The sequence below is a fragment of the Marinomonas arctica genome (assembly GCF_003259225.1).
Taxonomy (GTDB): Bacteria; Pseudomonadota; Gammaproteobacteria; order Pseudomonadales; family Marinomonadaceae; genus Marinomonas; species Marinomonas arctica.
The window spans coordinates 25,460-48,282 of record NZ_QHJF01000032.1; the positions used below are offsets into that span (position 1 = coordinate 25,460).

The 22,823-nt window shown below is 45.3% G+C and carries 34 protein-coding genes; 33 read left to right on the forward strand and 1 reads right to left on the reverse strand.

The genetic code is table 11. The annotated features are described in order from the left end of the window. The first annotated feature begins 85 nt into the window (after window positions 1-85). The 32 genes from rpsL (at window position 86) to rplQ (ending at window position 18,348) form a co-directional block, all read left to right on the forward strand. Complete coding sequence (gene rpsL, locus DK187_RS17485; protein WP_111608624.1) at window positions 86-457, forward strand: 30S ribosomal protein S12; 372 nt, start codon at window positions 86-88, stop codon at window positions 455-457. Between the two features lie 99 nt (window positions 458-556). Next, window positions 557-1,030 carry a 30S ribosomal protein S7 gene (gene rpsG / locus DK187_RS17490; RefSeq protein WP_111608625.1) on the forward strand — a complete coding sequence of 158 codons (474 nt, stop codon included), beginning with the start codon at window positions 557-559 and terminating at the stop codon, window positions 1,028-1,030. A gap of 21 nt (window positions 1,031-1,051) precedes the next feature. Continuing rightward, the gene (gene fusA / locus DK187_RS17495) at window positions 1,052-3,145 is read left to right on the forward strand and encodes an elongation factor G (protein WP_111608626.1); all 2,094 of its coding nucleotides are present in this window, start codon (window positions 1,052-1,054) and stop codon (window positions 3,143-3,145) included. Window positions 3,146-3,180: 35 nt separating this feature from the next. Beyond that, entirely contained in the window at window positions 3,181-4,404 is a 1,224-nt protein-coding gene (tuf, locus tag DK187_RS17500; RefSeq protein ID WP_111608627.1) for an elongation factor Tu, read from the forward strand. A 207-nt stretch (window positions 4,405-4,611) separates the two neighbouring features. Next, complete coding sequence (gene rpsJ / locus DK187_RS17505) at window positions 4,612-4,923, forward strand: 30S ribosomal protein S10 (protein WP_012071937.1); 312 nt, start codon at window positions 4,612-4,614, stop codon at window positions 4,921-4,923. 128 nt (window positions 4,924-5,051) lie between these two features. Beyond that, the gene (gene rplC, locus DK187_RS17510) at window positions 5,052-5,690 is read left to right on the forward strand and encodes a 50S ribosomal protein L3 (RefSeq protein ID WP_111608628.1); all 639 of its coding nucleotides are present in this window, start codon (window positions 5,052-5,054) and stop codon (window positions 5,688-5,690) included. A 12-nt stretch (window positions 5,691-5,702) separates the two neighbouring features. Beyond that, the gene (gene rplD, locus DK187_RS17515; protein WP_111608629.1) at window positions 5,703-6,308 is read left to right on the forward strand and encodes a 50S ribosomal protein L4; all 606 of its coding nucleotides are present in this window, start codon (window positions 5,703-5,705) and stop codon (window positions 6,306-6,308) included. Next, entirely contained in the window at window positions 6,305-6,601 is a 297-nt protein-coding gene (gene rplW / locus DK187_RS17520) for a 50S ribosomal protein L23 (RefSeq protein WP_012071934.1), read from the forward strand. The genes rplD and rplW overlap by 4 nt, the downstream gene beginning before the upstream one ends. Before the next feature lie 14 nt (window positions 6,602-6,615). Further along, a complete protein-coding gene (gene rplB, locus DK187_RS17525; RefSeq protein WP_111608630.1) occupies window positions 6,616-7,440 on the forward strand; it encodes a 50S ribosomal protein L2 in 825 nt (274 codons plus the stop codon). A 15-nt stretch (window positions 7,441-7,455) separates the two neighbouring features. Continuing rightward, complete coding sequence (rpsS, locus tag DK187_RS17530; protein WP_012071932.1) at window positions 7,456-7,731, forward strand: 30S ribosomal protein S19; 276 nt, start codon at window positions 7,456-7,458, stop codon at window positions 7,729-7,731. Between the two features lie 14 nt (window positions 7,732-7,745). Continuing rightward, window positions 7,746-8,078, forward strand: a complete 333-nt coding sequence (gene rplV / locus DK187_RS17535; protein ID WP_110577367.1) for a 50S ribosomal protein L22 — start codon at window positions 7,746-7,748, stop codon at window positions 8,076-8,078. A gap of 14 nt (window positions 8,079-8,092) precedes the next feature. Next, a complete protein-coding gene (rpsC, locus tag DK187_RS17540) occupies window positions 8,093-8,773 on the forward strand; it encodes a 30S ribosomal protein S3 (protein WP_111608631.1) in 681 nt (226 codons plus the stop codon). Between the two features lie 10 nt (window positions 8,774-8,783). Continuing rightward, window positions 8,784-9,197: a 50S ribosomal protein L16 gene (gene rplP / locus DK187_RS17545; RefSeq protein ID WP_012071929.1), complete on the forward strand. Its 414-nt coding sequence runs from the start codon at window positions 8,784-8,786 to the stop codon at window positions 9,195-9,197. Further along, window positions 9,198-9,389 carry a 50S ribosomal protein L29 gene (gene rpmC / locus DK187_RS17550; RefSeq protein WP_012071928.1) on the forward strand — a complete coding sequence of 64 codons (192 nt, stop codon included), beginning with the start codon at window positions 9,198-9,200 and terminating at the stop codon, window positions 9,387-9,389. Between the two features lies 1 nt (window position 9,390). Beyond that, window positions 9,391-9,651 carry a 30S ribosomal protein S17 gene (gene rpsQ, locus DK187_RS17555; protein ID WP_111608632.1) on the forward strand — a complete coding sequence of 87 codons (261 nt, stop codon included), beginning with the start codon at window positions 9,391-9,393 and terminating at the stop codon, window positions 9,649-9,651. 51 nt (window positions 9,652-9,702) lie between these two features. Continuing rightward, entirely contained in the window at window positions 9,703-10,071 is a 369-nt protein-coding gene (gene rplN, locus DK187_RS17560; RefSeq protein WP_067020125.1) for a 50S ribosomal protein L14, read from the forward strand. Window positions 10,072-10,088: 17 nt separating this feature from the next. Then, entirely contained in the window at window positions 10,089-10,406 is a 318-nt protein-coding gene (rplX, locus tag DK187_RS17565; RefSeq protein WP_111608633.1) for a 50S ribosomal protein L24, read from the forward strand. Between the two features lie 17 nt (window positions 10,407-10,423). Beyond that, window positions 10,424-10,963 carry a 50S ribosomal protein L5 gene (gene rplE, locus DK187_RS17570; RefSeq protein ID WP_111608634.1) on the forward strand — a complete coding sequence of 180 codons (540 nt, stop codon included), beginning with the start codon at window positions 10,424-10,426 and terminating at the stop codon, window positions 10,961-10,963. Window positions 10,964-10,975: 12 nt separating this feature from the next. Next, window positions 10,976-11,281: a 30S ribosomal protein S14 gene (gene rpsN / locus DK187_RS17575; RefSeq protein WP_012071923.1), complete on the forward strand. Its 306-nt coding sequence runs from the start codon at window positions 10,976-10,978 to the stop codon at window positions 11,279-11,281. A gap of 129 nt (window positions 11,282-11,410) precedes the next feature. After that, window positions 11,411-11,803: a 30S ribosomal protein S8 gene (gene rpsH, locus DK187_RS17580; RefSeq protein ID WP_111608635.1), complete on the forward strand. Its 393-nt coding sequence runs from the start codon at window positions 11,411-11,413 to the stop codon at window positions 11,801-11,803. An 8-nt stretch (window positions 11,804-11,811) separates the two neighbouring features. Then, window positions 11,812-12,345: a 50S ribosomal protein L6 gene (rplF, locus tag DK187_RS17585; protein ID WP_111608636.1), complete on the forward strand. Its 534-nt coding sequence runs from the start codon at window positions 11,812-11,814 to the stop codon at window positions 12,343-12,345. A gap of 10 nt (window positions 12,346-12,355) precedes the next feature. Continuing rightward, complete coding sequence (gene rplR, locus DK187_RS17590) at window positions 12,356-12,706, forward strand: 50S ribosomal protein L18 (protein WP_111608637.1); 351 nt, start codon at window positions 12,356-12,358, stop codon at window positions 12,704-12,706. A 10-nt stretch (window positions 12,707-12,716) separates the two neighbouring features. Continuing rightward, window positions 12,717-13,217, forward strand: coding sequence for a 30S ribosomal protein S5 (gene rpsE, locus DK187_RS17595; RefSeq protein WP_111608638.1), 501 nt, complete (start codon window positions 12,717-12,719; stop codon window positions 13,215-13,217). A gap of 6 nt (window positions 13,218-13,223) precedes the next feature. Further along, window positions 13,224-13,409 (forward strand): 50S ribosomal protein L30, encoded by a 186-nt coding sequence (rpmD, locus tag DK187_RS17600; protein ID WP_111608639.1) that lies wholly within the window; start codon window positions 13,224-13,226, stop codon window positions 13,407-13,409. Window position 13,410: 1 nt separating this feature from the next. Next, the gene (gene rplO / locus DK187_RS17605; RefSeq protein WP_111608640.1) at window positions 13,411-13,845 is read left to right on the forward strand and encodes a 50S ribosomal protein L15; all 435 of its coding nucleotides are present in this window, start codon (window positions 13,411-13,413) and stop codon (window positions 13,843-13,845) included. After that, window positions 13,846-15,177 (forward strand): preprotein translocase subunit SecY, encoded by a 1,332-nt coding sequence (gene secY / locus DK187_RS17610; protein WP_111608641.1) that lies wholly within the window; start codon window positions 13,846-13,848, stop codon window positions 15,175-15,177. 20 nt (window positions 15,178-15,197) lie between these two features. After that, a complete protein-coding gene (rpmJ, locus tag DK187_RS17615; protein WP_012071915.1) occupies window positions 15,198-15,311 on the forward strand; it encodes a 50S ribosomal protein L36 in 114 nt (37 codons plus the stop codon). A 128-nt stretch (window positions 15,312-15,439) separates the two neighbouring features. Continuing rightward, a complete protein-coding gene (rpsM, locus tag DK187_RS17620; RefSeq protein WP_111608642.1) occupies window positions 15,440-15,796 on the forward strand; it encodes a 30S ribosomal protein S13 in 357 nt (118 codons plus the stop codon). A 64-nt stretch (window positions 15,797-15,860) separates the two neighbouring features. Next, on the forward strand, window positions 15,861-16,253 hold the full coding sequence (gene rpsK / locus DK187_RS17625) for a 30S ribosomal protein S11 (protein ID WP_009836290.1): 393 nt from the start codon (window positions 15,861-15,863) through the stop codon (window positions 16,251-16,253). A 16-nt stretch (window positions 16,254-16,269) separates the two neighbouring features. Next, window positions 16,270-16,890 carry a 30S ribosomal protein S4 gene (rpsD, locus tag DK187_RS17630; protein WP_111608643.1) on the forward strand — a complete coding sequence of 207 codons (621 nt, stop codon included), beginning with the start codon at window positions 16,270-16,272 and terminating at the stop codon, window positions 16,888-16,890. A gap of 33 nt (window positions 16,891-16,923) precedes the next feature. Continuing rightward, complete coding sequence (locus DK187_RS17635; RefSeq protein ID WP_111608644.1) at window positions 16,924-17,928, forward strand: DNA-directed RNA polymerase subunit alpha; 1,005 nt, start codon at window positions 16,924-16,926, stop codon at window positions 17,926-17,928. A 42-nt stretch (window positions 17,929-17,970) separates the two neighbouring features. Beyond that, a complete protein-coding gene (rplQ, locus tag DK187_RS17640) occupies window positions 17,971-18,348 on the forward strand; it encodes a 50S ribosomal protein L17 (RefSeq protein ID WP_111608645.1) in 378 nt (125 codons plus the stop codon). Window positions 18,349-18,484: 136 nt separating this feature from the next. Here the strand turns inward: rplQ and uvrA are convergent, their stop codons facing one another. Then, on the reverse strand, window positions 18,485-21,307 hold the full coding sequence (uvrA, locus tag DK187_RS17645) for an excinuclease ABC subunit UvrA (protein WP_111608646.1): 2,823 nt from the start codon (window positions 21,305-21,307) through the stop codon (window positions 18,485-18,487). A 157-nt stretch (window positions 21,308-21,464) separates the two neighbouring features. Between uvrA and DK187_RS17650 the strand changes: the two genes are divergently transcribed. Beyond that, on the forward strand, window positions 21,465-22,823 hold the full coding sequence (locus DK187_RS17650; RefSeq protein ID WP_111608647.1) for an MFS transporter: 1,359 nt from the start codon (window positions 21,465-21,467) through the stop codon (window positions 22,821-22,823).

The following is a 22,823-nucleotide window of genomic DNA, read 5'->3' on the forward strand; positions in this document are numbered from 1 at the left end:
ACTGTTTTATAGGCGCAAATTAAACTTGCGCCTCCTTAATTTTGGCGATTTCCGTCATAAGAATTGGATTTGTGGAGCTTGTCTAATGGCAACCGTTAACCAGTTGGTTCGTAAACCACGTAAACGTAAAGTGGCAAAGAGTGACGTTCCTGCGTTACAAGCTTGTCCGCAACGCCGCGGTGTCTGCACTCGCGTATATACTACTACTCCTAAGAAGCCTAACTCGGCTTTGCGTAAAGTATGTCGTGTTCGCTTGACCAACGGCTTCGAAGTTACTTCCTACATCGGTGGTGAAGGTCACAACCTGCAAGAACACAGCGTCGTGCTGATTCGTGGCGGTCGTGTAAAAGACCTTCCTGGTGTTCGTTACCACACAGTACGTGGTAGCTTGGATACTTCAGGCGTACAAAAACGTAAGCAAGGCCGTTCTAAATACGGTACTAAACGTCCTAAGTAAGCAAAAGCTACTTAATTCATCGTTTAGACATAATTTTTTAATACAGTAAGGCCGAGCAATAATTAAATTGTCTCGGGCGAACCTGAAGAGGATGTAGATATGCCTAGAAGACGTGTCGTCGCTAAGCGTGAAATCCTTCCGGATCCTAAACACGGAAGCCAACTTCTCGCTAAATTTATTAACCATGTAATGGTTAGTGGTAAAAAATCTGTAGCAGAAAGCATTGTTTACAATGCGTTGAACACTGTTGCAACACGCGCTAAAACAGAAGAGCCGATGGCTATCTTCGAAAAAGCACTAGAATCTATCCAGCCAATGGTTGAGGTTAAATCTCGCCGTGTTGGTGGTGCTACTTACCAAGTTCCTGTTGAAGTACGTCCTGCTCGCCGCGCAGCATTGTCTATGCGTTGGTTGGTTGATGCTTCTCGTAAGCGTGGTGAAAAATCCATGGCTCTACGTCTTGCAGGCGAAATCTTAGATGCTGCCGAAAACAAAGGTTCTGCTGTTAAGAAACGTGAAGACGTTCATCGCATGGCAGAAGCTAACAAAGCATTCTCTCACTACCGTTTCTAATCATCCAGAGAAGGATACACAGTGGCACGTAAAACCCCTATCAACCGCTACCGTAATATCGGTATTTGTGCGCATGTTGATGCAGGTAAGACGACGACAACTGAACGCGTTCTTTTTTACACTGGTCTGTCTCATAAAATTGGTGAAGTGCACGATGGTGCCGCCACCATGGATTGGATGGAGCAGGAGCAAGAGCGTGGTATCACGATAACTTCAGCGGCAACAACGTGCTTCTGGAGTGGAATGAACAAGCAGTTTGAAGAGCACCGTATTAATATTATTGATACACCTGGGCACGTAGACTTTACTATCGAAGTAGAGCGTTCTTTGCGTGTTCTAGATGGTGCTGTTGTTGTGCTTTGTGGTTCTTCGGGTGTGCAGCCTCAAACTGAGACGGTTTGGCGTCAGGCGAATAAGTATGAAGTGCCTCGTATGGTCTTTGTTAATAAGATGGATCGTACGGGTGCTAATTTCTTTTCGGTCGTGCGTCAGTTAAAAACGCGACTCGGGGCAAATGCTGTTCCCATTCAGATTAACATTGGTGCTGAAGAAGATTTTAAAGGCGTCATTGATTTAGTCTTAATGAAAACAATAATGTGGAATGAAGAAGATCAGGGGATGACTTTCTCTTTAGAGGAAATTCCTGAAGATTTGCTTGATGAAGCGTTAGAGTGGCGTGAGCAGATGGTGGAGGCCGCAGCGGAAGCGAATGATGAATTGATGGATAAGTACCTTGAAGAAGGTGAATTATCTGTTGATGAGATTAAAAGCGGCTTGCGAATTCGTACGTTGTCCAATGAGATTGTCTTGGTTACGTGTGGTTCGGCCTTTAAAAACAAAGGTGTTCAGGCTGTTTTGGATGCGGTTGTTGAATATTTACCTTCTCCGCTTGAAGTAAAAGCGATTGAGGGGACGCTTGAAGATGGTGAAACGGTTGTGACTCGAGTGGCAAATGATGAAGATCCTTTTTCGTCATTGGCTTTTAAGATCGCAACGGATCCATTTGTGGGCACATTGACATTTATTCGTGTGTATTCAGGTGTGTTGCGTTCTGGTGATGCGGTTTATAACTCTGTTAAGCAGAAGCGTGAGCGTATCGGTAGAATGGTACAGATGCATGCAAATAATCGTGAAGAGATCAAAGAGGTTTTAGCGGGTGATATTGCTGCTCTCGTAGGTATGAAGTTTGCAACTACGGGTGATACTCTTTGTGATATGAATGATGTTGTTGTGTTAGAGCGTATGGAGTTTCCTGAGCCAGTTATCTCTGTTGCGGTTGAGCCTAAATCTCAAGCGGATCAAGATAAAATGGCTGTTGCGTTAGGTAAATTGGCGCAAGAAGACCCTTCTTTCCGTGTGGAGACGCATGAAGAGACGGGGCAAACTATTATTTCTGGTATGGGTGAACTGCACCTTGATATTCTTGTTGACCGTATGCGTCGTGAGTTTAAGGTGGAGGCTAACATTGGTAAGCCTCAGGTTTCCTACCGGGAGAAAATTCGCAAAGAAGTGGTGGTTAATCACAAGTTTGTGCGTCAATCCGGTGGTCGTGGTCAATACGGTCACGTCGTAATGAAGCTAATCCCAACTGAAAAAGATGGGCTTGAGTTCGTTAACGAGATTGTTGGTGGTGCTATTCCTAAAGAATACATCCCTGCAGTAGAAAAGGGTGTTTCAGAGCAAATGAAGAATGGTGTAATCGCTGGTTACCCATTATTGGGTATCAAGGTTGTACTGATCGATGGTTCATTCCATGATGTTGACTCTAACGAAATGGCCTTTAAAATTGCAGCTTCTCAGGGGCTAAGAAAAGGAGCGGTAGATGCTGATCCTTGCGTTCTTGAACCTGTAATGAAAGTGGAAGTTGTAACTCCTGAAGAATACATGGGTGATGTGATGGGTGACCTGAATCGTCGTCGTGGTCTTGTTCAGGGGATGGACGATTCCCCGTCAGGGAAAATTATTCGTGCTGAAGTTCCTCTCGGGGAGATGTTCGGATATGCAACTGACGTGCGTAGCTTGTCGCAAGGGCGTGCAAGTTATGCAATGGAGTTTGAGAAATACGCTGAAGCACCGGCTAGTGTGGCAGACGCGATCATCAAAAATGAAGATTAATCATCATACTTACTAATTCTTAAGGTGTATGTATCATGGCAAAGAGTAAATTCGAACGTAATAAACCACACGTTAACGTTGGCACTATCGGTCACGTTGACCATGGTAAAACAACACTAACAGCAGCATTGACTCGTGTATGTGCAGAAGTATATGGCGGTACAGCCGTTGCTTTTGACGGTATCGATAATGCTCCTGAAGAGCGTGAGCGTGGTATCACAATCTCTACTTCTCACGTAGAGTACGATTCTCCAGTTCGCCACTATGCGCACGTAGATTGTCCTGGACACGCCGATTATGTTAAAAACATGATCACTGGTGCTGCTCAAATGGACGGCGCGATCCTAGTTTGTGGTGCGACTGACGGCCCAATGCCTCAGACTCGTGAACACATCCTTCTTTCTCGTCAAGTAGGTGTTCCTTACATCGTTGTTTTCTTGAACAAGTCTGACTTGTTGGCTGAAGACTGTGGTGGTGCGGATTCTGAAGAATACGCAGAGATGCTAGAATTGGTTGAGATGGAATTGCGTGACCTTCTATCTGAATACGACTTCCCAGGTGATGATACTCCAATCATCCCAGGTTCTGCGCTAATGGCGTTGAAAGGCGAAGACGACAACGAAATGGGTACAACGGCTGTTCGTAAACTAGTTGAAACACTAGATTCTTACATTCCTGAGCCAGAGCGTGCTATCGACGGTGCATTCTTGATGCCTATCGAGGACGTATTCTCTATCCAAGGTCGTGGTACAGTTGTTACTGGTCGTGTTGAGCGCGGTATCATCAAGATCCAAGAAGAAGTTGAAATTGTTGGTATCGTGAATACTATCAAGACTACTTGTACTGGTGTTGAGATGTTCCGTAAGCTTCTTGACGAAGGTCGTGCTGGTGAGAACTGTGGTATTCTTCTGCGTGGTACTAAGCGTGAAGACGTTCAGCGTGGTCAAGTATTGGCTAAGCCTGGTTCAATCACTCCTCACACTACGTTTGAAGCAGAAGTGTATGTGTTGGGTAAAGATGAAGGTGGTCGTCACACTCCATTCTTCAAAGGTTACCGCCCACAGTTCTACTTCCGTACAACTGACGTAACTGGTGCATGCTCTCTTCCAGAAGGCGTAGAAATGGTTATGCCTGGTGATAACATTCAAATGACTGTTGAACTAATTCACCCAATCGCGATGGACGAAGGTCTACGTTTCGCGATTCGTGAAGGTGGTCGTACAGTTGGTGCCGGTGTTGTAGCTAAAATCCTTAAGTAATTAGATAGTAATATCTGCTTACTTTGATTTGGAAAAGGCCACTCGCATATCGGGTGGCCTTTTTATTTTATGGTTTATTTTGTTTGTTCAGAAATTGGTTACTTGACAACCAGTTTTTGAATGGCTAATATTCGCCGTCCTTAAAAAAGGATTGTGGCTTAATAAATGTACAGTTAAGTCATTAAAACATTGTATTTGGAGTTGGAAATGCAAAGCCAAAAAATCCGTATTCGTCTGAAAGCGTTTGATCACCGTCTGATCGATGCTTCAACACAAGAAATTGTGGACACAGCGAAACGTACAGGTGCGCAAGTGCGTGGACCGATTCCACTTCCTACTCGCAAAGAGCGTTATACAGTATTGATTTCTCCACACGTAAACAAAGATGCGCGTGATCAGTATGAAATCCGTACACACAAACGTGTTCTAGACATTGTTGAGCCAACTGAAAAAACAGTTGATGCGCTAATGAAGTTAGATCTTGCGGCAGGCGTGGAAGTACAAATTTCTTTGGGTTAATAGCTCAAAGTTTGGGGTGCGACAACCGGCTGGTTATCAGTCGGCTATATGCACAATAGTGGAATGATCTGGAATGATCAGCCGTAGCGGGTGATAGCCCCATACACAACTGGCAAATGAGGTAAAAAATGGCTATTCAATTAGTCGGACGCAAAGCCGGAATGACACGTATCTTCACTGAAGAGGGTGTATCCGTGCCAGTAACCGTCATCGAGGTTGAACCGAACCGCGTTACTCAGGTGAAAACAGCAGAAACTGACGGCTACCAAGCTGTTCAAGTGACTGTAGGTTCTCGCCGTTCGAGCCGCGTTAACAAAGCTGCTGCGGGTCATTATGCAAAAGCGAATGTTGAAGCAGGTCGTGGTTTGTGGGAGTTCCGCCTGTCTGGTGATGAAAAAGAAATCAATGTTGGTGATGAGCTAACTGTTGCTGATTTCGAATCTATCCAAATGGTTGATGTAACTGGTCAATCAAAGGGTAAAGGGTTTCAAGGTGCCATTAAGCGTCACAATTTCCGTACGCAAGATGCTACACATGGTAACTCATTGTCTCACCGTGCACCTGGTTCTATCGGCCAATGTCAAACACCTGGTCGTGTTTGGAAAGGCAAGAAGATGGCTGGCCATATGGGTGCTGCACAAGTCACTACGCAATCACTAGAAGTGGTTCGTGTAGACACAGAACGTAACCTTATCCTTGTGAAAGGTGCCGTACCTGGTGCAGTAAATGGTGATGTTATTCTTCAATCAGCTGTTAAAGCTCGCTAAGAGGGGTAGACAATGAACTTGAATCTAACAGGCGCTGAAGGAACTGTTGAAGTTTCTGATGTAGCCTTTGCTCGTGAATATAACGAAGCGTTGGTTCACCAAGTAGTTACATCTTACTTGGCAGGCGCTCGTCAAGGCTCACGTGCACAGAAGACACGCTCTGAAGTAGCAGGTGGTGGACGCAAACCTTGGAAACAAAAAGGTTCTGGTCGTGCACGCGCAGGTACTATCCGTAGCCCTCTATGGCGCTCTGGTGGTGTTACTTTCGCTGCTAAACCACAAGATCACTCTCAGAAAGTGAACAAGAAGATGTACCGTGCAGCAATGCGCACCATCTGGTCTGAACTTGTACGTCAAGACCGTCTTGTTGTTGTTGAAGAACTTAAATTGGAAGCTCCAAAAACTAAGCTCTTCATAGCAAAAATGGCAGAATTGAATATTGAGAACGCTTTGATTGTTTCTGATCAATTAGATGACAATTTATTCTTAGCGGCTCGCAACATTCCTAACGTAGATGTACGTGATGCAGCGTCTATCGACCCTGTTAGCTTGATTGCTTACGACAAAGTGTTGGTGACAGTTGGTGCTCTGAAACAAGTTGAGGAGGCACTAGCATGATCGGCGAACGTATTTATAAAGTTCTGTTGGGTCCGCACATTTCCGAAAAAGCAACGATCGTAGCCGAAGGCAATGGTCAGTATGTTTTTCGCGTAACTGGTGATGCAACGAAACCTGAAATCAAACAAGCTATCGAAGCGCTTTTTGAAGTCAAAGTTGAGTCTGTTCGCACGTTGAACCATAAAGGTAAAACAAAGCGTACAGTTCGTGGTCTAGGTAAACGTAAAGACGTGAAAAAAGCGTATGTACGTTTGGCTGAAGGTCAAGACATTGATTTCATGGTCGCTGAATAAGGGGAGATAGGTCAATGGCTGTTGTTAAAAGTAAGCCAACGTCTGCAGGCCGTCGTCACGTTGTTAAAGTTACCAACAACGATTTGCACAAAGGCGCGCCATATGCACCTTTGCTAGACACAAAAAGCAAATCTGGTGGACGTAACAATAACGGACGCATCACTACGCGTCACGTAGGTGGTGGTCATAAGCAGCATTACCGTATGGTTGATTTCCGTCGTAACAAAGATGGGATTTCTGCGGTAGTTGAGCGTTTGGAATATGATCCAAACCGTTCTGCAAATATTGCATTGATTAGATATGCTGATGGTGAGCGTCGTTACATTATCGCTTCCAAAGGTATGGTTGCTGGCAATGTTGTTTTTAGTGGTGCAGATGCGCCTATCAAATCAGGTAATACTTTGCCTCTGCAAAATATTCCAGTTGGTAGTACCGTACACTGTGTCGAGCTTAAGCCAGGTAAGGGTGCACAAGTTGCGCGTTCCGCTGGTGCTTCTGCTCAGCTAGTTGCTCGTGAAGGTCGTTACGTTACTCTTCGCCTACGTTCAGGTGAAATGCGTAAAGTATTGACAGAATGTCGCGCTACTTTAGGTGAAGTATCAAACTCTGAGCATAGCTTACGAGTTCTTGGTAAAGCTGGTGCTACGCGTTGGCGTGGTGTTCGTCCTACCGTTCGCGGTGCGGCGATGAACCCAGTGGATCACCCACATGGTGGTGGTGAAGGTCGTAGCAAAGGTGGTCGTCACCCAGTTACGCCATGGGGTGTGCCTACTAAAGGGTACAAAACGCGCAGCAACAAGCGTACTGATAAACTTATTGTACGTCGCCGTACTAAGTAATAAGAGGAAACGACTGTGCCACGTTCACTAAAAAAAGGTCCTTTTATCGACCTTCATTTGTTGAAAAAGGTAGAGGCTGCGGTAGAGAAAAATGATCGTCGTCCAATTAAAACTTGGTCACGCCGTTCTACTATCTTCCCTGATTTTGTAGGGTTGACTATCGCTGTCCATAATGGTCGCCAGCATGTTCCAGTTCTAGTAACTGAAGATATGGTCGGTCATAAATTGGGTGAGTTCGCTCCGACCCGTACATATCGTGGTCATGCTGCGGACAAGAAAGCCAAACGGTAATAAGGGGTATTAACATGAGTGAAGTAAGCGCTTCATTGAAGGGTGCTCGCCTCTCAGCGCAGAAGGCCCGTTTGGTTGTAGATCAAATCCGCGGCAAATCTGTTAGCGAAGCACTGAACATTTTAACGTTCAGTCCTAAAAAGGCGGCAGTAATTGTCAAGAAAGTACTAGAGTCTGCTATAGCTAACGCTGAGCATAACGAAGGTGCTGATGTAGATGACTTGCGTGTGTCTACGGCTTACGTTGATGAGGCAATGACTCTGAAACGTATTATGCCACGTGCCAAAGGCCGTGCTGACCGTATTCTAAAACGCGGTTGCCATATTACAGTTAAAGTCGCTGACTAATTAGGAGAAACCCAATGGGTCAGAAGGTTCATCCAACTGGTATACGCCTAGGGATAGTTAAAGATCATACTTCTACTTGGTATGCGAATAATCAAAACTACTCTAAGCTGTTATTAAATGATCTTCGAGTTCGTGAGTACTTGGAGAAAAAATTGGTTCAGGCTTCTGTTTCTCGTATCGAGATTCAGCGTCCTGCTCAGACAGCCCGCATTACAATTCACACTGCCCGTCCGGGTATCGTGATTGGTAAGAAAGGCGAAGATGTTGAGAAACTACGTAATGCAGTTTCTGAAATGATGGGCGTACCTGTCCACATTAACATCGAAGAAATTCGTAAGCCTGAAATGGATGCGAAATTGGTTGCGCAAAATATTGCAAGCCAACTTGAGCGTCGCGTTATGTTCCGTCGTGCTATGAAGCGCGCAGTACAAAATGCTATGCGTGCAGGCGCAAAAGGGATCAAGGTTCAGGTAAGTGGTCGTTTAGGCGGTGCAGAAATTGCACGTGCTGAGTGGTACCGTGAAGGCCGTGTGCCTCTACACACTCTACGCGCTGACATTGACTACGCTACTTATGAAGCAGCTACAACTTACGGCATCATTGGTGTTAAAGTGTGGATCTTCAAAGGCGAAATCTTGGGCGGTATTGAACAAGTGCGAGCTGACAAAGGCGCACAAAAGAAGAAGTCTAAGTAGGGGGTAAGTCATGTTACAACCGAAACGTACTAAGTTCCGTAAGATGCAAAAAGGCCGTAACCGCGGTCTTGCTCTTCGCGGAAACCAAGTTAGCTTTGGTGAATTCGGATTGAAGTCCACTGAACGTGGTCGTCTTACTGCTCGTCAAATTGAAGCGGCGCGTCGTGCAATGACTCGTCACATCAAACGTGGCGGTAGAATCTGGATTCGTGTGTTCCCTGATAAGCCGATTACTCAGAAGCCTCTTGAGGTTCGTCAGGGTAAAGGTAAGGGTAGCGTAGAATACTGGGTTGCGCAGATCCAACCTGGAAAAATGCTTTATGAAGTTGAGGGCGTTTCAGAGCAGTTAGCACGCGAAGCGTTTGCGTTAGCTGCAGCTAAGCTTCCTCTGTCCACAACTTTCGTAACGCGTACGGTGATGTAGATGAAAGCAAAAGAAATGCAAGAAAAGTCTGTAGCTGAGCTACAAGCGACCTTGATTGAACTGCTACGTGAGCAATTTACTCTGCGTATGCAGAAAGCCACTGGTCAGTTAGCGCAAACTCATTTGCTCTCGCAAGTTCGCCGCAATATCGCACGTGTTAAAACCGTGCTAAATGATAAGGCAGGTAACTAAGATGGCAGAAACAAAAGCGCGTACCGCTACTGGTAAAGTAGTTAGCGACAAGATGGATAAAACCATTACGGTACTAGTTGAGCGTACAGAGAAACACCCTTTATACGGTAAGTTTGTCCGTCGTTCGACTAAATTACACGCTCATGATGAAAACAATGAATGTCAGATCGGTGATATCGTTAAGGTTGTGGAAACACGTCCTTACTCTAAGTCTAAGACTTGGAATCTGGTTCAAGTTGTTGAGAAAGCAGCAGCTGTATAAGCTGCTCCTTCCTTCGTGAGACTTGTTATCTAATTTGATTGGAGAGCAGAAATGATTCAAACAGAATCGATGCTTGATGTTGCAGATAACAGCGGCGCAAAGCGTGTTCAGTGTATTAAAGTACTGGGTGGCTCACATCGTCGTTATGCTGCTATCGGTGACATTATTAAGGTCACAGTGAAAGAAGCGATCCCTCGTGGTCGTGTTAAAAAAGGGCAGGTTCTTAACGCAGTTGTCGTTAGAACTAAGAAAGGTGTTCGTCGTTCTGATGGCTCAGTAATCCGTTTTGATGTAAACTCTGCGGTTCTATTGAATGCTTCAGGACAGCCTATTGGTACTCGTATCTTTGGCCCTGTAACACGTGAATTGCGTACAGAGCAGTTCATGAAAATTGTTTCTCTTGCACCTGAAGTGCTGTAAGAGGGAGAGGGGACATTATGCGTAAAATCAAACGTAACGACGAAGTTATCGTGATTGCTGGCAAAGACAAAGGCAAGCGCGGTAAAGTTGTTAAGGTAGTAGACGAAAACCGAGTTCTAGTTTCTGGCATTAATACTGTTAAGAAACACGAGAAACCAAACCCTATGAAGGGTTCAACTGGTGGTATCGTTGAACAAGAAGCACCTATCCAGGTTTCCAATGTAGCCATTTTTAACAGTGCTACGGGTAAAGCGGATCGCGTCGGCTTTAAATTGAACGAAGACGGTACGAAAGTGCGTGTTTTTAAATCAAATAGTGAAGCGATCGACGCCTAAGAGCGAGAATTATAGCCATGGCGAGACTTAAGCAAGTTTATAAAGATCAAGTTGTAGCAAAACTTACAGAAGAGTTTGGTTACAAAAACGTGATGGAAGTGCCTAAAATCACTAAAATCACTTTAAATATGGGTGTTGGTGAAGCTATCGCAGACAAGAAACTTCTTGAGCATGCGGTAAATGATCTTCAAGCACTTAGCGGCCAGAAAGTAGTAGTAACTAAGGCTCGTAAATCAGTAGCAGGCTTTAAAATCCGTGACGGTTACCCGATCGGTTGTAAAGTAACGCTACGTGGCGACCGTATGTGGGATTTCTTTGACCGTTTGGTTGATGTAGCTATCCCACGTATTCGTGACTTCCGTGGACTTAATCCTAAGTCTTTCGATGGTCGCGGTAACTACAGTATGGGTGTTAAAGAGCAAATCATCTTCCCTGAAATCGACTACGATAAAGTGGACCGTGTACGTGGTATGGATATTACCATTACAACGACTGCTCGTACCGACGAAGAAGGTCGTGCTTTGCTAGCCGCCTTTAGTTTCCCTTTCAAGAAATAAGAGGTAGGAATCATGGCTAAAGTATCAATGATTCAGCGCGAAGCAAAACGTACCAAATTAGTAGCTAAGTTCGCTGAAAAGCGTGCAGCTCTAAAAGCGATCATTAGCGACGTTAATGCATCGGACGATGAAAAGTGGGAAGCAACGCTTAAATTGCAAGCGCTTCCACGCGATTCATCTTCTTCTCGCCAGCGTAATCGTTGCCAAATTACAGGTCGTCCGCACGGTGTATACCGTCGCTTCGGTCTGTCTCGTATCAAACTGCGTGAAGCAGCGATGCGCGGTGACGTACCAGGCTTGAAGAAAGCTAGTTGGTAAGCAAGTAGAGCGCGATCATAATACATGGCAGTGAGTGGGGTGTCTAAATACTGGACATTCTGCTCGCTGCTGTGTACTATGCGCGAGCTCTATTTGCTGCACAATGGTTTTTAAATTAGGAGCTCTTAAATGAGTATGCAAGATACCCTTGCGGATATGTTCACACGTATTCGTAATGCTCAGATGGCTGCAAAGTCTTCTGTGAGTATGCCTTCATCAAAAATGAAGGCATCGATTGCTGCGGTTCTACGCGAAGAAGGTTACGTAGGTGACTTCTCTGTAGATGCAGCGGTGAAACCAACGCTTACAATCGAGTTGAAATACTACGAAGGTAAGCCAGTTATCGAACAAATCAAACGCGCATCTCGTCCAAGTTTGCGTCAATACAAAGGCACAGCGACTCTACCTAAAGTAGAAGCTGGTCTTGGTGTTGCAATCATCTCTACCTCTAAAGGTGTGATGACAGACCGTGCAGCTCGTGCTGCTGGTATCGGTGGCGAAGTAATCTGCACAGTATTCTAGGAGTTAGTATGTCTCGAGTTGCTAATAGTCCCGTGACGCTTCCTAGTGGTGTAGATTTGACCCTAAATGGACAAACTGTCGTTGTTAAAGGCGGTAAAGGTTCTTTAGAGTTTAATGTTCACACAAGCGTACAAGTGTCTAAAGAAGAAAATGTTATTACCTTCGCTGCGCGCGATGGTGCAAAACAAAGCCGTGCCTTAGCTGGTACAACTCGTGCATTGGTTAACAACATGGTTGTTGGTGTTAGCCAAGGTTTCGAGAAAAGATTGCTTCTTCAAGGTGTTGGTTACCGTGCTGCGCTGAAAGGCAACGTGCTTAACCTATCTCTGGGTTTTTCTCACCCAGTTGATTACGAACTACCTGAAGGCATAACAGCTGAATGTGCTTCTCAAACAGAAATCGTGATCCGTGGCGTTGATAAACAAGCCGTTGGTCAGGTTGCTGCAGAAGTTCGCGGTTTCCGTCCACCAGAGCCATACAAAGGCAAAGGTGTTCGCTATGCTGACGAGATTATTCGTCGTAAAGAAGCTAAGAAGAAGTAGGTAGGCATTCATGAACACTAAAAAACAATCTCGGATTCGTCGTGCACGTCGTGCTCGTTTGCATATTCGTGACTTAGGTGCGAATCGTCTTACTGTACATCGCACACCACGCCATATGTATGCTCAAGTGATTTCTCCTTGTGGTAGCAAAGTGCTAGCAAGCGCTTCTACACTTGAAGAGGCTCTTCGTGGCTCAGCGACTGGTAACAAAGCAGCGGCTAAAGAAGTCGGTACTTTGATTGCTGCTCGCGCTAAAGAAGCAGGTGTCACTTCGGTCGCTTTTGACCGTTCTGGCTTCAAATATCATGGTCGCGTTCAGGTTCTTGCTGACGCTGCACGTGAAGCCGGTCTAGAGTTCTAAGGGGTAGCAAATGGCAGTTAATGATCAACAAACTAGCGACCTCCAAGAGAAGCTAGTACAAGTAAACCGCGTTGCTAAAGTAGTGAAGGGTGGTCGTATCTTCTCTTTCACAGCTTTGACAGTCGTTGGTGATGGTAAAGGTAAGGTTGGCTTCGGTCGCGGTAAAGCACGTGAAGTTCCTCAAGCTATTCAAAAAGCTATGGAACAAGCTCGTCGTAACATGATTTCTGTTAAGCTTGATGGTGATACGCTTCAGTATCCAGTTAAAGCAAATCATGGTGCGTCTAATGTTTACATGCAGCCTGCGTCTCAAGGTACTGGTATCATTGCCGGTGGTGCAATGCGTGCGGTTCTAGAAATCGCTGGCGTTCACAACGTGTTGGCAAAATGTTACGGTTCTACAAACCCAGTAAACGTAGTTCGCGCTACGATCAAAGGTTTGCAGGATATGAAAGCACCTGAGCAAATCGCGGCTAAACGCGGTAAGTCAGTCGATCAAATTTTGGGGTAATGTGTTATGGCGAATAATACCATCACAGTTCAACTAACCCGCAGCCCGATCGGTCGTCTTCCAAAGCACCGTGAAACTGTTAAAGGCTTGGGTTTGCGTAAAGTTGGCCAAACTCGTCAGTTGGAAGATACTCCTTCTGTACGCGGTATGGTTAATAAAGTTTATTACATGGTTAAAGTGGTAGGGGAATAACATGTTCTTAAATACACTTCGTCCTGGCGAAGGTAGCAAACATGCTCCTAAACGTGTTGGTCGCGGCATTGGTAGCGGCTTGGGCAAAACCGGCGGACGAGGCCATAAAGGTCTTAAATCTCGCTCTGGTGGCTCAGTAAAACCTGGTTTTGAAGGTGGTCAAATGCCTTTGCAGCGTCGTCTGCCAAAATTCGGTTTTACTTCACGTCAGGCAAAGTATGTTGCTGAGGTTCGTTTAAACGAGCTTGCTGCTGTAAATGCTGAAGTTGTAGATTTGGCTGCTCTTAAAGGCGCCGACATTCTTGGTCATCAGATTAAGACAGCTCGTGTAATCTTGTCAGGCTCAATCGACAAAGCGGTTACCGTTCGTGGTCTTAAAGTGACTAAAGGTGCTCGTGCCGCTATTGAAGCAGCTGGCGGAAAAGTCGAGGAATAAATGGCAAAGCGTGGCTCACTACCAGCTGGAATGCAAAACGGATTAGGCGAGCTTTGGGCTCGTATCCGTTTCGTATTTTTAGCGATTATTGTATACCGAATTGGTGCACATATTCCTGTTCCGGGTATTAACCCTGATAGGTTATCAGCACTGTTTGATCAAAATGAAGGCACTATTCTGAGTTTATTTAACGTATTCTCAGGGGGCGCGCTCGAACGCATGAGTATTCTTGCGCTTGGGATTTTGCCCTACATTTCTGCTTCTATTATCATGCAGTTATTGACGGTTGTGAGTCCGCAGCTAGAGCAGCTTAAGAAAGAGGGTGAAGCGGGTCGTCGTAAGATTACTCAGTACACTCGTTACGGTACGGTGCTTCTTGCTCTGATCCAGTCCGCCAGTATGGCGGTTGGTTTAGCAAGTCAAGGTATCTCGTTTAGCAGTGGTATGGAATTCTATGCTGTTGCTGTCGTGACGCTTGTTGCTGGTACTGTTTTCTTAATGTGGTTAGGTGAGCAGGTTACTGAGAAAGGGATTGGTAATGGTATTTCCATATTGATCTTTGCTGGTATCGTTGCTGGCTTGCCTTCTGCTTTAGGTCGTTCGTTTGAATCGGCTCGTCAAGGCGATATTAATATTTTAGCTTTGTTGCTGATTGGTATATTGGCCATTGCGACGATTGCGTTCGTTGTTTTCATCGAGCGTGGTCAGCGTCGTATAACGGTTAATTATGCTAAGCGTCAGCAAGGCAAAAAGGTGTTTGCCGCACAAAAGAGTCATTTGCCACTTAAAGTGAATATGGCCGGTGTTATTCCGCCTATCTTTGCTTCAAGTATCCTTCTATTTCCTGCTTCGATTGGCCAATGGTTCGGTCAAGGTGAGGGGATGGAATGGTTGCAAAATACCTCTTTGGCTCTAGCTCCTGGGCAACCGCTCTATGTGCTGTTGTTTGCGATAGCAATTGTATTCTTTTGCTTCTTCTATACAGCGCTAGTGTTCAATCCTAAAGATGTGGCAGATAACTTGAAAAAATCCGGTGCGTTTTTACCGGGTATTCGTCCAGGCGATCATACAGCTCGATATATTGATGGTGTAATGACTCGTTTGACACTGTTTGGTGCTTTATACATCACGCTTGTGTCACTGATGCCTCAGTTCTTTGTTGTTGCGTGGAATGTCCCATTCTACTTTGGCGGTACCTCTATGTTAATCGTAGTGGTTGTTGTCATGGACTTTATGTCGCAAGTTCAAAGTCATTTGATGAGTCAGCAATACGAATCATTAATGAAGAAATCTAATCTGACTGGTTATGGTCCAAATGGCCTAATGCGCTGAGCGTAAGGTTGGAGTTGAACATGAAAGTACGTGCATCTGTAAAGAAAATCTGTCGTAACTGCAAAATCGTTCGTCGTAACGGTTCAGTTCGAGTGATTTGCGTTGAACCTCGTCACAAACAGCGTCAAGGTTAATCGCGAGTTTGCTTGATGACAGGAAAGGGTGGTTGATTTATGGCCTAAAGATAGGCATAATCAGCCGCCCTCATGAAAGTAAAGTGATGAATTATCATTTAATCATCAATAACAACGGAGTAAAATGAATGGCTCGTATAGCCGGTGTCAATATTCCTGACAATAAACATGCGGTCATTTCTCTGACTTACATCTTCGGAATTGGTCGCACACGTTCGCGCGCTATTTGCGCCGCTACAGGTGTTGCAGAGACTGCTAAAATCGGTTCTCTAAGCGATGACACGCTTGACCAACTTCGTGGCGAAGTTGCTAAGTATACTGTAGAGGGTGACTTACGTCGTGAAGTCAGTATGTCCATCAAACGTTTGATGGATTTAGGTTGCAACCGCGGGATTCGTCATCGCCGCAGCCTACCAGTTCGTGGTCAACGTACCAAAACGAACGCCCGTACACGAAAAGGCCCTCGTAAGCCTATTCGTAAGTAATTTAAACGCGTTTCGCTCTAGTCACAAGTTCACTAGAGCTGAGCATTAAATAGGAAAGTGCAATATGGCTAAGCCAGCTACGCGCAACACCAAGAAAAAAGTCAAAAAGACGGTCGTCGACGGTGTTGCTCATGTACACGCGTCATTTAATAATACGATCGTGACTATCACTGACCGCCAAGGCAATGCTTTGTCTTGGGCTACTGCCGGTGGTTCTGGTTTTCGCGGATCTCGTAAAAGTACTCCTTTCGCAGCTCAAGTAGCCGCGGAACGTGCCGGTGCTGTCGCACAAGAGTTCGGCCTTAAAAACGTTGACGTAATGATTAAGGGCCCAGGTCCTGGTCGTGAGTCCGCAGTTCGTGCATTGAATGCATTGGGCTTGCGTATCAATAACATCACAGATGTGACGCCAATTCCGCACAACGGTTGCCGTCCACCTAAGAAACGTCGCGTTTAATTGAGGAGACAGATACATGGCTCGTTATATAGGTCCAACTTGTAAGTTGTCTCGTCGTGAAGGTACCGACTTGCAATTGAAGAGCGGTTCACGCGCTCTTGAGTCGAAATGTAAAGTAGAGACGGTTCCTGGTGTGCATGGTGCACGTCGCGGTCGTCTTTCTGATTACGGCTTGCAGTTACGTGAGAAACAAAAAGTACGTCGTATGTACGGTATTCTAGAAAAGCAATTCCGTAACTACTACAAATCTGCTGCTCGTCTTAAAGGCGCAACAGGTGAAAACCTTCTGCAACTTTTAGAATCGCGTCTAGACAACGTTGTATACCGCGCAGGTTTTGGTTCTACACGTGCGGAAGCTCGTCAGCTAGTAGGCCATAAAGGCATTCTAGTAAATGGCGCTACGGTTAACATTCCGTCTTACCAAGTGAAAGCTGGTGACGTTGTGTCAATTCGTGAAAAAGCTAAGAAGCAATTGCGTGTACAAAGCGCATTAGAGCTATCTAAAGGTCGTGCACCGATCCATTGGATCGAAGTTGATTCAACTAAACTGGAAGCAACTTACAAAGCTGTTCCAGAACGTGCCGATTTATCAGCTGAAATTAATGAGAACCTAATTGTCGAACTTTACTCTAAGTAAGTTGGTAATTAGGATTAAGAAATAGGTGGATCTATGCAGCGTTCAGTGAGCGAATTGTTAACCCCACGCAACATTGAAGTTCAGGAACTAGGCAACTGTCGCGCTAAAGTTACACTACAACCGCTAGAGCGTGGTTTTGGTCATACTTTGGGTAACGCTTTGCGCCGTATCCTGCTTTCTTCAATGCCAGGTTGTGCGATTGTTGAAGTTGAAATCGACGGTGTATTACACGAATACAGCGCAATCGAAGGGGTTAAAGAAGATGTAATTGAAATTCTTCTTAACCTGAAAGGAGTTGCGATCGCTCTACACGGGCAAGATGAAGCAACTCTTACTCTAAGTAAAAAGGGTCCCGGTATCGTAACAGCTGGAGATATCCAGTTAGTTGCTGATGCAGAGATCGCTAACCCGGATCATGTTATTGCGCACTTAGATGATACTGCTGAGTTAACCATGCAGATCAAAGTCGCTCGTGGCCGTGGTTATGAGCCTGCTGATGCTCGTGTTGCTGGCGACGATGAGACTCGTCCAATCGGTCGCTTGCAACTGGATGCCTCATTCAGCCCTGTTCGCCGTGTTGCGTACAGTGTCGATAATGCTCGTGTTGAGCAGCGTACAGATTTAGATAAGTTAGTCTTAGACATCGAATCTAATGGTACAATCGATCCTGAAGAAGCAATCCGTCGTGCAGCGACTATTTTGCAACAGCAAATTGCTGTGTTCGTCGCCCTTGAAAGCGAGAGCGAAGCGCCTGTTGTAGAAGAAGAGGATGAGATTGATCCAATTTTGCTACGCCCGGTTGATGATCTTGAATTGACCGTTCGCAGTGCTAACTGTTTAAAAGCAGAGAACATTTATTACATCGGTGATTTGATTCAACGCACTGAGGTTGAGCTTCTTAAGACGCCTAACCTAGGTAAGAAGTCGTTAACTGAAATCAAAGATGTTTTAGCACAGCGTGGTTTGTCTTTGGGAATGCGTTTAGAGAATTGGCCACCGGCTAGTTTGAAAGACGATAGCAAAGTTCTAGCTCGCTAGGTCATTGTTCCCTGACCACCGTAGTTTGGTAAGGAATGTAAAATGCGTCATCGTAAGAGTGGACGTCACTTAAACCGTACTAGCTCACATCGTAAAGCGATGTTTAAGAACATGGCTGCTTCTTTGTTCGAACACGAAGTTATCAAGACTACGTTGCCGAAAGCCAAAGAACTACGTCGTGTTGCTGAGCCGTTAATCACATTGGCGAAAGTTGATTCTGTTGCGAATCGTCGCCTTGCCTTTGCTCGTACTCGTAGCAAAGACGCAGTAGGTAAATTGTTCACTGAGCTTGGTCCTCGTTACCAAGCTCGTCCTGGTGGTTATGTTCGCATTCTTAAATGTGGCTTCCGCTCAGGCGACAATGCGCCTATGGCTTATGTTGAATTGGTCGATCGTCCAGTTACAGAAGCCGCTGAGTAATATCAGTTTGTAATAAAAAGCCGAGCTAGATAACTAGCTCGGCTTTTTTTTGCATATAAATTAACGCTTTGTCAGCAGATAAAAAAACACCCAATAAACTATGTCTTATTGGGTGTTTGTCTTTAACCGGCAGTCATTAGTTGAGCATCAGTTTTAAAAATCGCCCTGTATGTGACTTTTCTGCTTTTGCAATGTCCTCAGGGGTGCCTTCTGCGATGATATAGCCACCGCCACTGCCTCCTTCCGGTCCTAAATCGACAATCCAGTCAGCGGTTTTTATGACATCAAGATTATGTTCAATGACCACCACCGTATTACCATGGTCTCTTAAGCGATGAAGGACCTTCAAGAGCTGTTCTATGTCGGCAAAGTGCAGTCCTGTTGTTGGTTCGTCAAGGATATAGAGCGTCGTTCCAGTGTCTCTTTTAGACAGCTCTTTGGCGAGTTTGACGCGCTGCGCCTCGCCACCAGACAATGTTGTCGCGGCTTGGCCAAGACGAATATAGCCTAAACCGACATCCATTAAGGTTTGTAATTTTCGAGCGATAGAGGGGACAGGGTCAAAGAACTCACGTGCATCCTCGATGGTCATTTCAAGACATTCGTGAATGTTTTTGCCTTTATAGTGTATTTCTAAGGTTTCACGGTTATAACGTTTCCCTTTGCAGGTATCACATGGGACGTAAATATCCGGCAAAAAGTGCATTTCTACCTTGATGACACCGTCACCCTGACAAGCCTCACAGCGTCCACCTTTGACGTTAAAGCTGAAGCGGCCTGGTTTGTAGCCCCGTGAGCGCGATTCTTGCGTTCCTGAGAATAGCTCTCTCATAGGGGTGAAAATACCAGTATAAGTCGCTGGGTTTGATCTTGGGGTGCGTCCAATTGGGCTTTGATCAATATCGACGCATTTATCGAATAAATTGAGCCCTTCAATACGCTCATGCGGTGCCGCTTTAAGTGTTGTGGCGCCATTAAGCGCGGTAGCGGCAAGCGGATACAAGGTGCCATTTATTAACGTTGACTTGCCTGAGCCAGATACACCAGTAATACAGGTCATTACCCCGACAGGAATCTTTAAATCGACGGTATTTAAGTTGTTGCCTGTGGCGCCAATAAGAGTAAGAAACTGTTTGTCTTTGGCGGTGTGTCGAATGGCAGGGATTTCAATTTTTCTTTTGCCAGTTAAAAACTGTCCTGTTATGGATTCTGGGCAGTTCATTATGTCTTGTGGGGTGCCGCTGGCGATAATTTGTCCACCATGAACCCCTGCGCCAGGTCCGATGTCAACGACGAAATCCGCAATACGGATGGCGTCTTCGTCATGCTCGACCACAATGACGGTGTTACCCAAGTCTCTGAGTCTGGTTAATGTGGCAATGAGTCGTTCGTTGTCTCGTTGGTGTAAGCCAATTGAGGGTTCATCTAGTATGTACATTACACCGACAAGGCCGGCACCTATTTGGCTGGCAAGACGAATGCGCTGCGCCTCCCCTCCAGACAGTGAGTCGGCTTTACGATCTAGTGTTAGATACTCTAAGCCAACGTTTACTAAGAAGGTTAATCGGTCACGAATCTCTTTAAGAATTTTAGAGGCGATCTCTCCGCGTGATCCTGGTAGTTCAAGCGCTTCGAAATATTTTAAGCATTCGGCAATCGGATAGGTCACCACTTCTGGTAATGTTTGTTCCGCAATAAACACATTTCTGGCGGACCGATTGAGTCGAGATCCATGACAATCTGGACAAGGCTGAATGCTAATGTATTGCGAAAGATCGTCACGTACACTGTCAGATTCTGTTTCATGGTAGCGGCGTTGTAGATTAGGGATAACACCTTCAAACGCATGCGCACGCGTCATTTTGTCGCCGCGTTCATTGATGTAAACAAAATCTATCTTGTCTTTCCCCGAGCCTTGCAGAATGCGTTTTTTGAACTCGCTCGGTATGTCTTTGTATTTTGCTTCTATATCAAAGCCGTAATGTTTTGCTAGGGCGGTAAGCTGTTGATAGTAGAAAATGCTACGTCTGCCCCAGCCTCGGATAGCGCCTTCCGCTAAGGTCAAGGTTTCATCTTGAATGATGCGTTCAGGATCAAACATTTGATGTGTGCCAAGGCCATCACAGGTCTGACAAGCACCATTCGGATTGTTAAATGAAAAGAGGCGGGGTTCCAACTCGGTCAGGCTGTAACCGCAAACGGGGCAGGCGAACTTACTGGAAAAAATGTATTCCTCTTTTTCATCATCCATATTGATGACTTTGGCAATGCCATCGGATAAGCCAAGACAGGTTTCAAACGATTCTGCCAAGCGCAATTGCAGGTCAGAGCGAACTTTGAAACGGTCAATGACGACTTCGATGGTGTGCTTTTTGTTTTTTTCTAAGGTAGGTGCATCATCAAGATCGACAACAATGCCATTGATTCGCGCGCGAATGAAACCTTTTGAGAGTAAATCGCTGATAGTGTGTAGGTGCTCGCCTTTACGATCCTTTATAATAGGCGCAAGCAGCATCATCTTTGTGTCTTCTGGTAGCGATATAACTTTATCGACCATTTGTGATATGGTTTGTGCCTCTAGCGGTTCGCCATGATCTGGACAGCGAGGTTGCCCTGCACGAGCAAATAACAATCGTAGATAATCATAGATTTCTGTTATTGTACCGACTGTTGATCGAGGGTTATGGGACGTTGATTTTTGTTCGATAGAGATAGCAGGGGAAAGGCCTTCAATGTGGTCTATGTCTGGCTTCTCCATCATCGACAAAAATTGTCGAGCGTAAGTAGACAATGATTCTACATAGCGACGTTGACCTTCCGCATAGAGTGTATCGAACGCAAGAGAGGATTTACCCGAGCCGGATAGGCCAGTAATCACCACTAGTTTGTCTCTTGGTATGTCTAGGTCCACATTTTTTAGATTGTGAGTGCGGGCCCCGCGTATGGTAATGGTATCCATGAGTCTCCAATGTGAAGTCGATCAACAGAAAGTAATCTGCTAATAAATTAAATAACTGTCTATTTTTACAGTAGTTGAAATGGAGCTTCAACGGTATTTTTTGTAAAATTGACAATCTTTTTTCTTAATACCCAAGTTAAACGGTTTAAACCACTTTATGGATCTACTCGAACGTCGTTCAGTTCTTGCTTTAGCGCTGATTTATTTGTTCAGAATGTTGGGCTTATTTCTCATTATGCCTGTTATAAGTGTCGCCGCCGATGGTCTAACTGGCGCGGACGCCGCTTTAATTGGAGTCGCGATTGGTATTTATGGTTTGACTCAGGCGAGCCTGCAAATTCCGATGGGTATGTGGTCTGACAAGATAGGCCGTAAACGCGTCATTATTATCGGGCTGCTATTGTTTGCCGTAGGGAGTTTGATTTGTGCCAATGCGAATGACATAACGACTTTAATTGTTGGGCGAGCGGTTCAGGGAGCCGGCGCGATTGCTAGCACCTTGATGGCATTATTAAGTGATGTGACAAGAGAGCAAAATCGAACGAAGGCGATGGCTATCGTTGGTATTAGTATCGGCGCGTCGTTTATGTTGTCTTTGGTGTTAGGGCCTTGGATTTTCGCTTTAGTTGGTCTTTCAGGACTCTTTTACTTATCTTTCGCGCTTTCTTTACTGGGTATTGCCTTGATCGTTTTTGCTGTGCCCAATATTGTACAGCATACCTTTAGGCGGGATACGACACCCAGCCTTCAGGCGCTAGGTTTGGTGTTAAAAGATGCAAAACTGCGCTTCTTGAACGTGAGTGTGTTGTTGCTGCATGCAAGCCTGACGGCGCTATTTGTCACTGTGCCAAATTTACTGATTCAGCAGTTTGGCTTGCCTTTGTCGCAACATAGCTGGCTATACTTAGCCATCATGGGTTTTGCTTTCGCAGGTATGCTACCATTAGTGATTATTGCTGAATCCAAAGGTAAGACAAAAGCCATCCTTATTACGGTGATGATACTGTTGGGGTTGAGCGCGATATTATTGCAATGGGCGCCCTACTTATGGGTATTTGGCGGATTATTATGGGTGTATTTTGTCGGCTTTAACTCACTAGAAGCGGTGTTGCCTTCGCTTCTTAGTAAATTGGCACCAGTCGGTTATCGCGGTACGGCAATGGGCGTGTTTTCTACCCATCAATTTATGGGGTCATTTTTGGGTGGTGTTGGCGGCGGTTGGCTGCTTCAGAATTACTCGAATAGCGGTGTCTTTTGGGTCGTTGGTGTGGTGTTCTTGGCTTGGTCACTTGTATGTATGGCTCAGCCTGCACCGCGCCAATTGAGTAGTCTAGCGTTTAGCTTGCCCAATATGACGGATGAAGAAATAACGAAGTTGGCGGATCAACTTTATGACATTCAAGGAGTAGAAGGTATGCAAATTTTTAAAGATGAGCAAACGGCTTATCTGAAAGTCGATAAGAAAGTATTAGACAAAGAAGCTCTTGTGCGCATAGCACCGCAAGTGCGTCTTTAA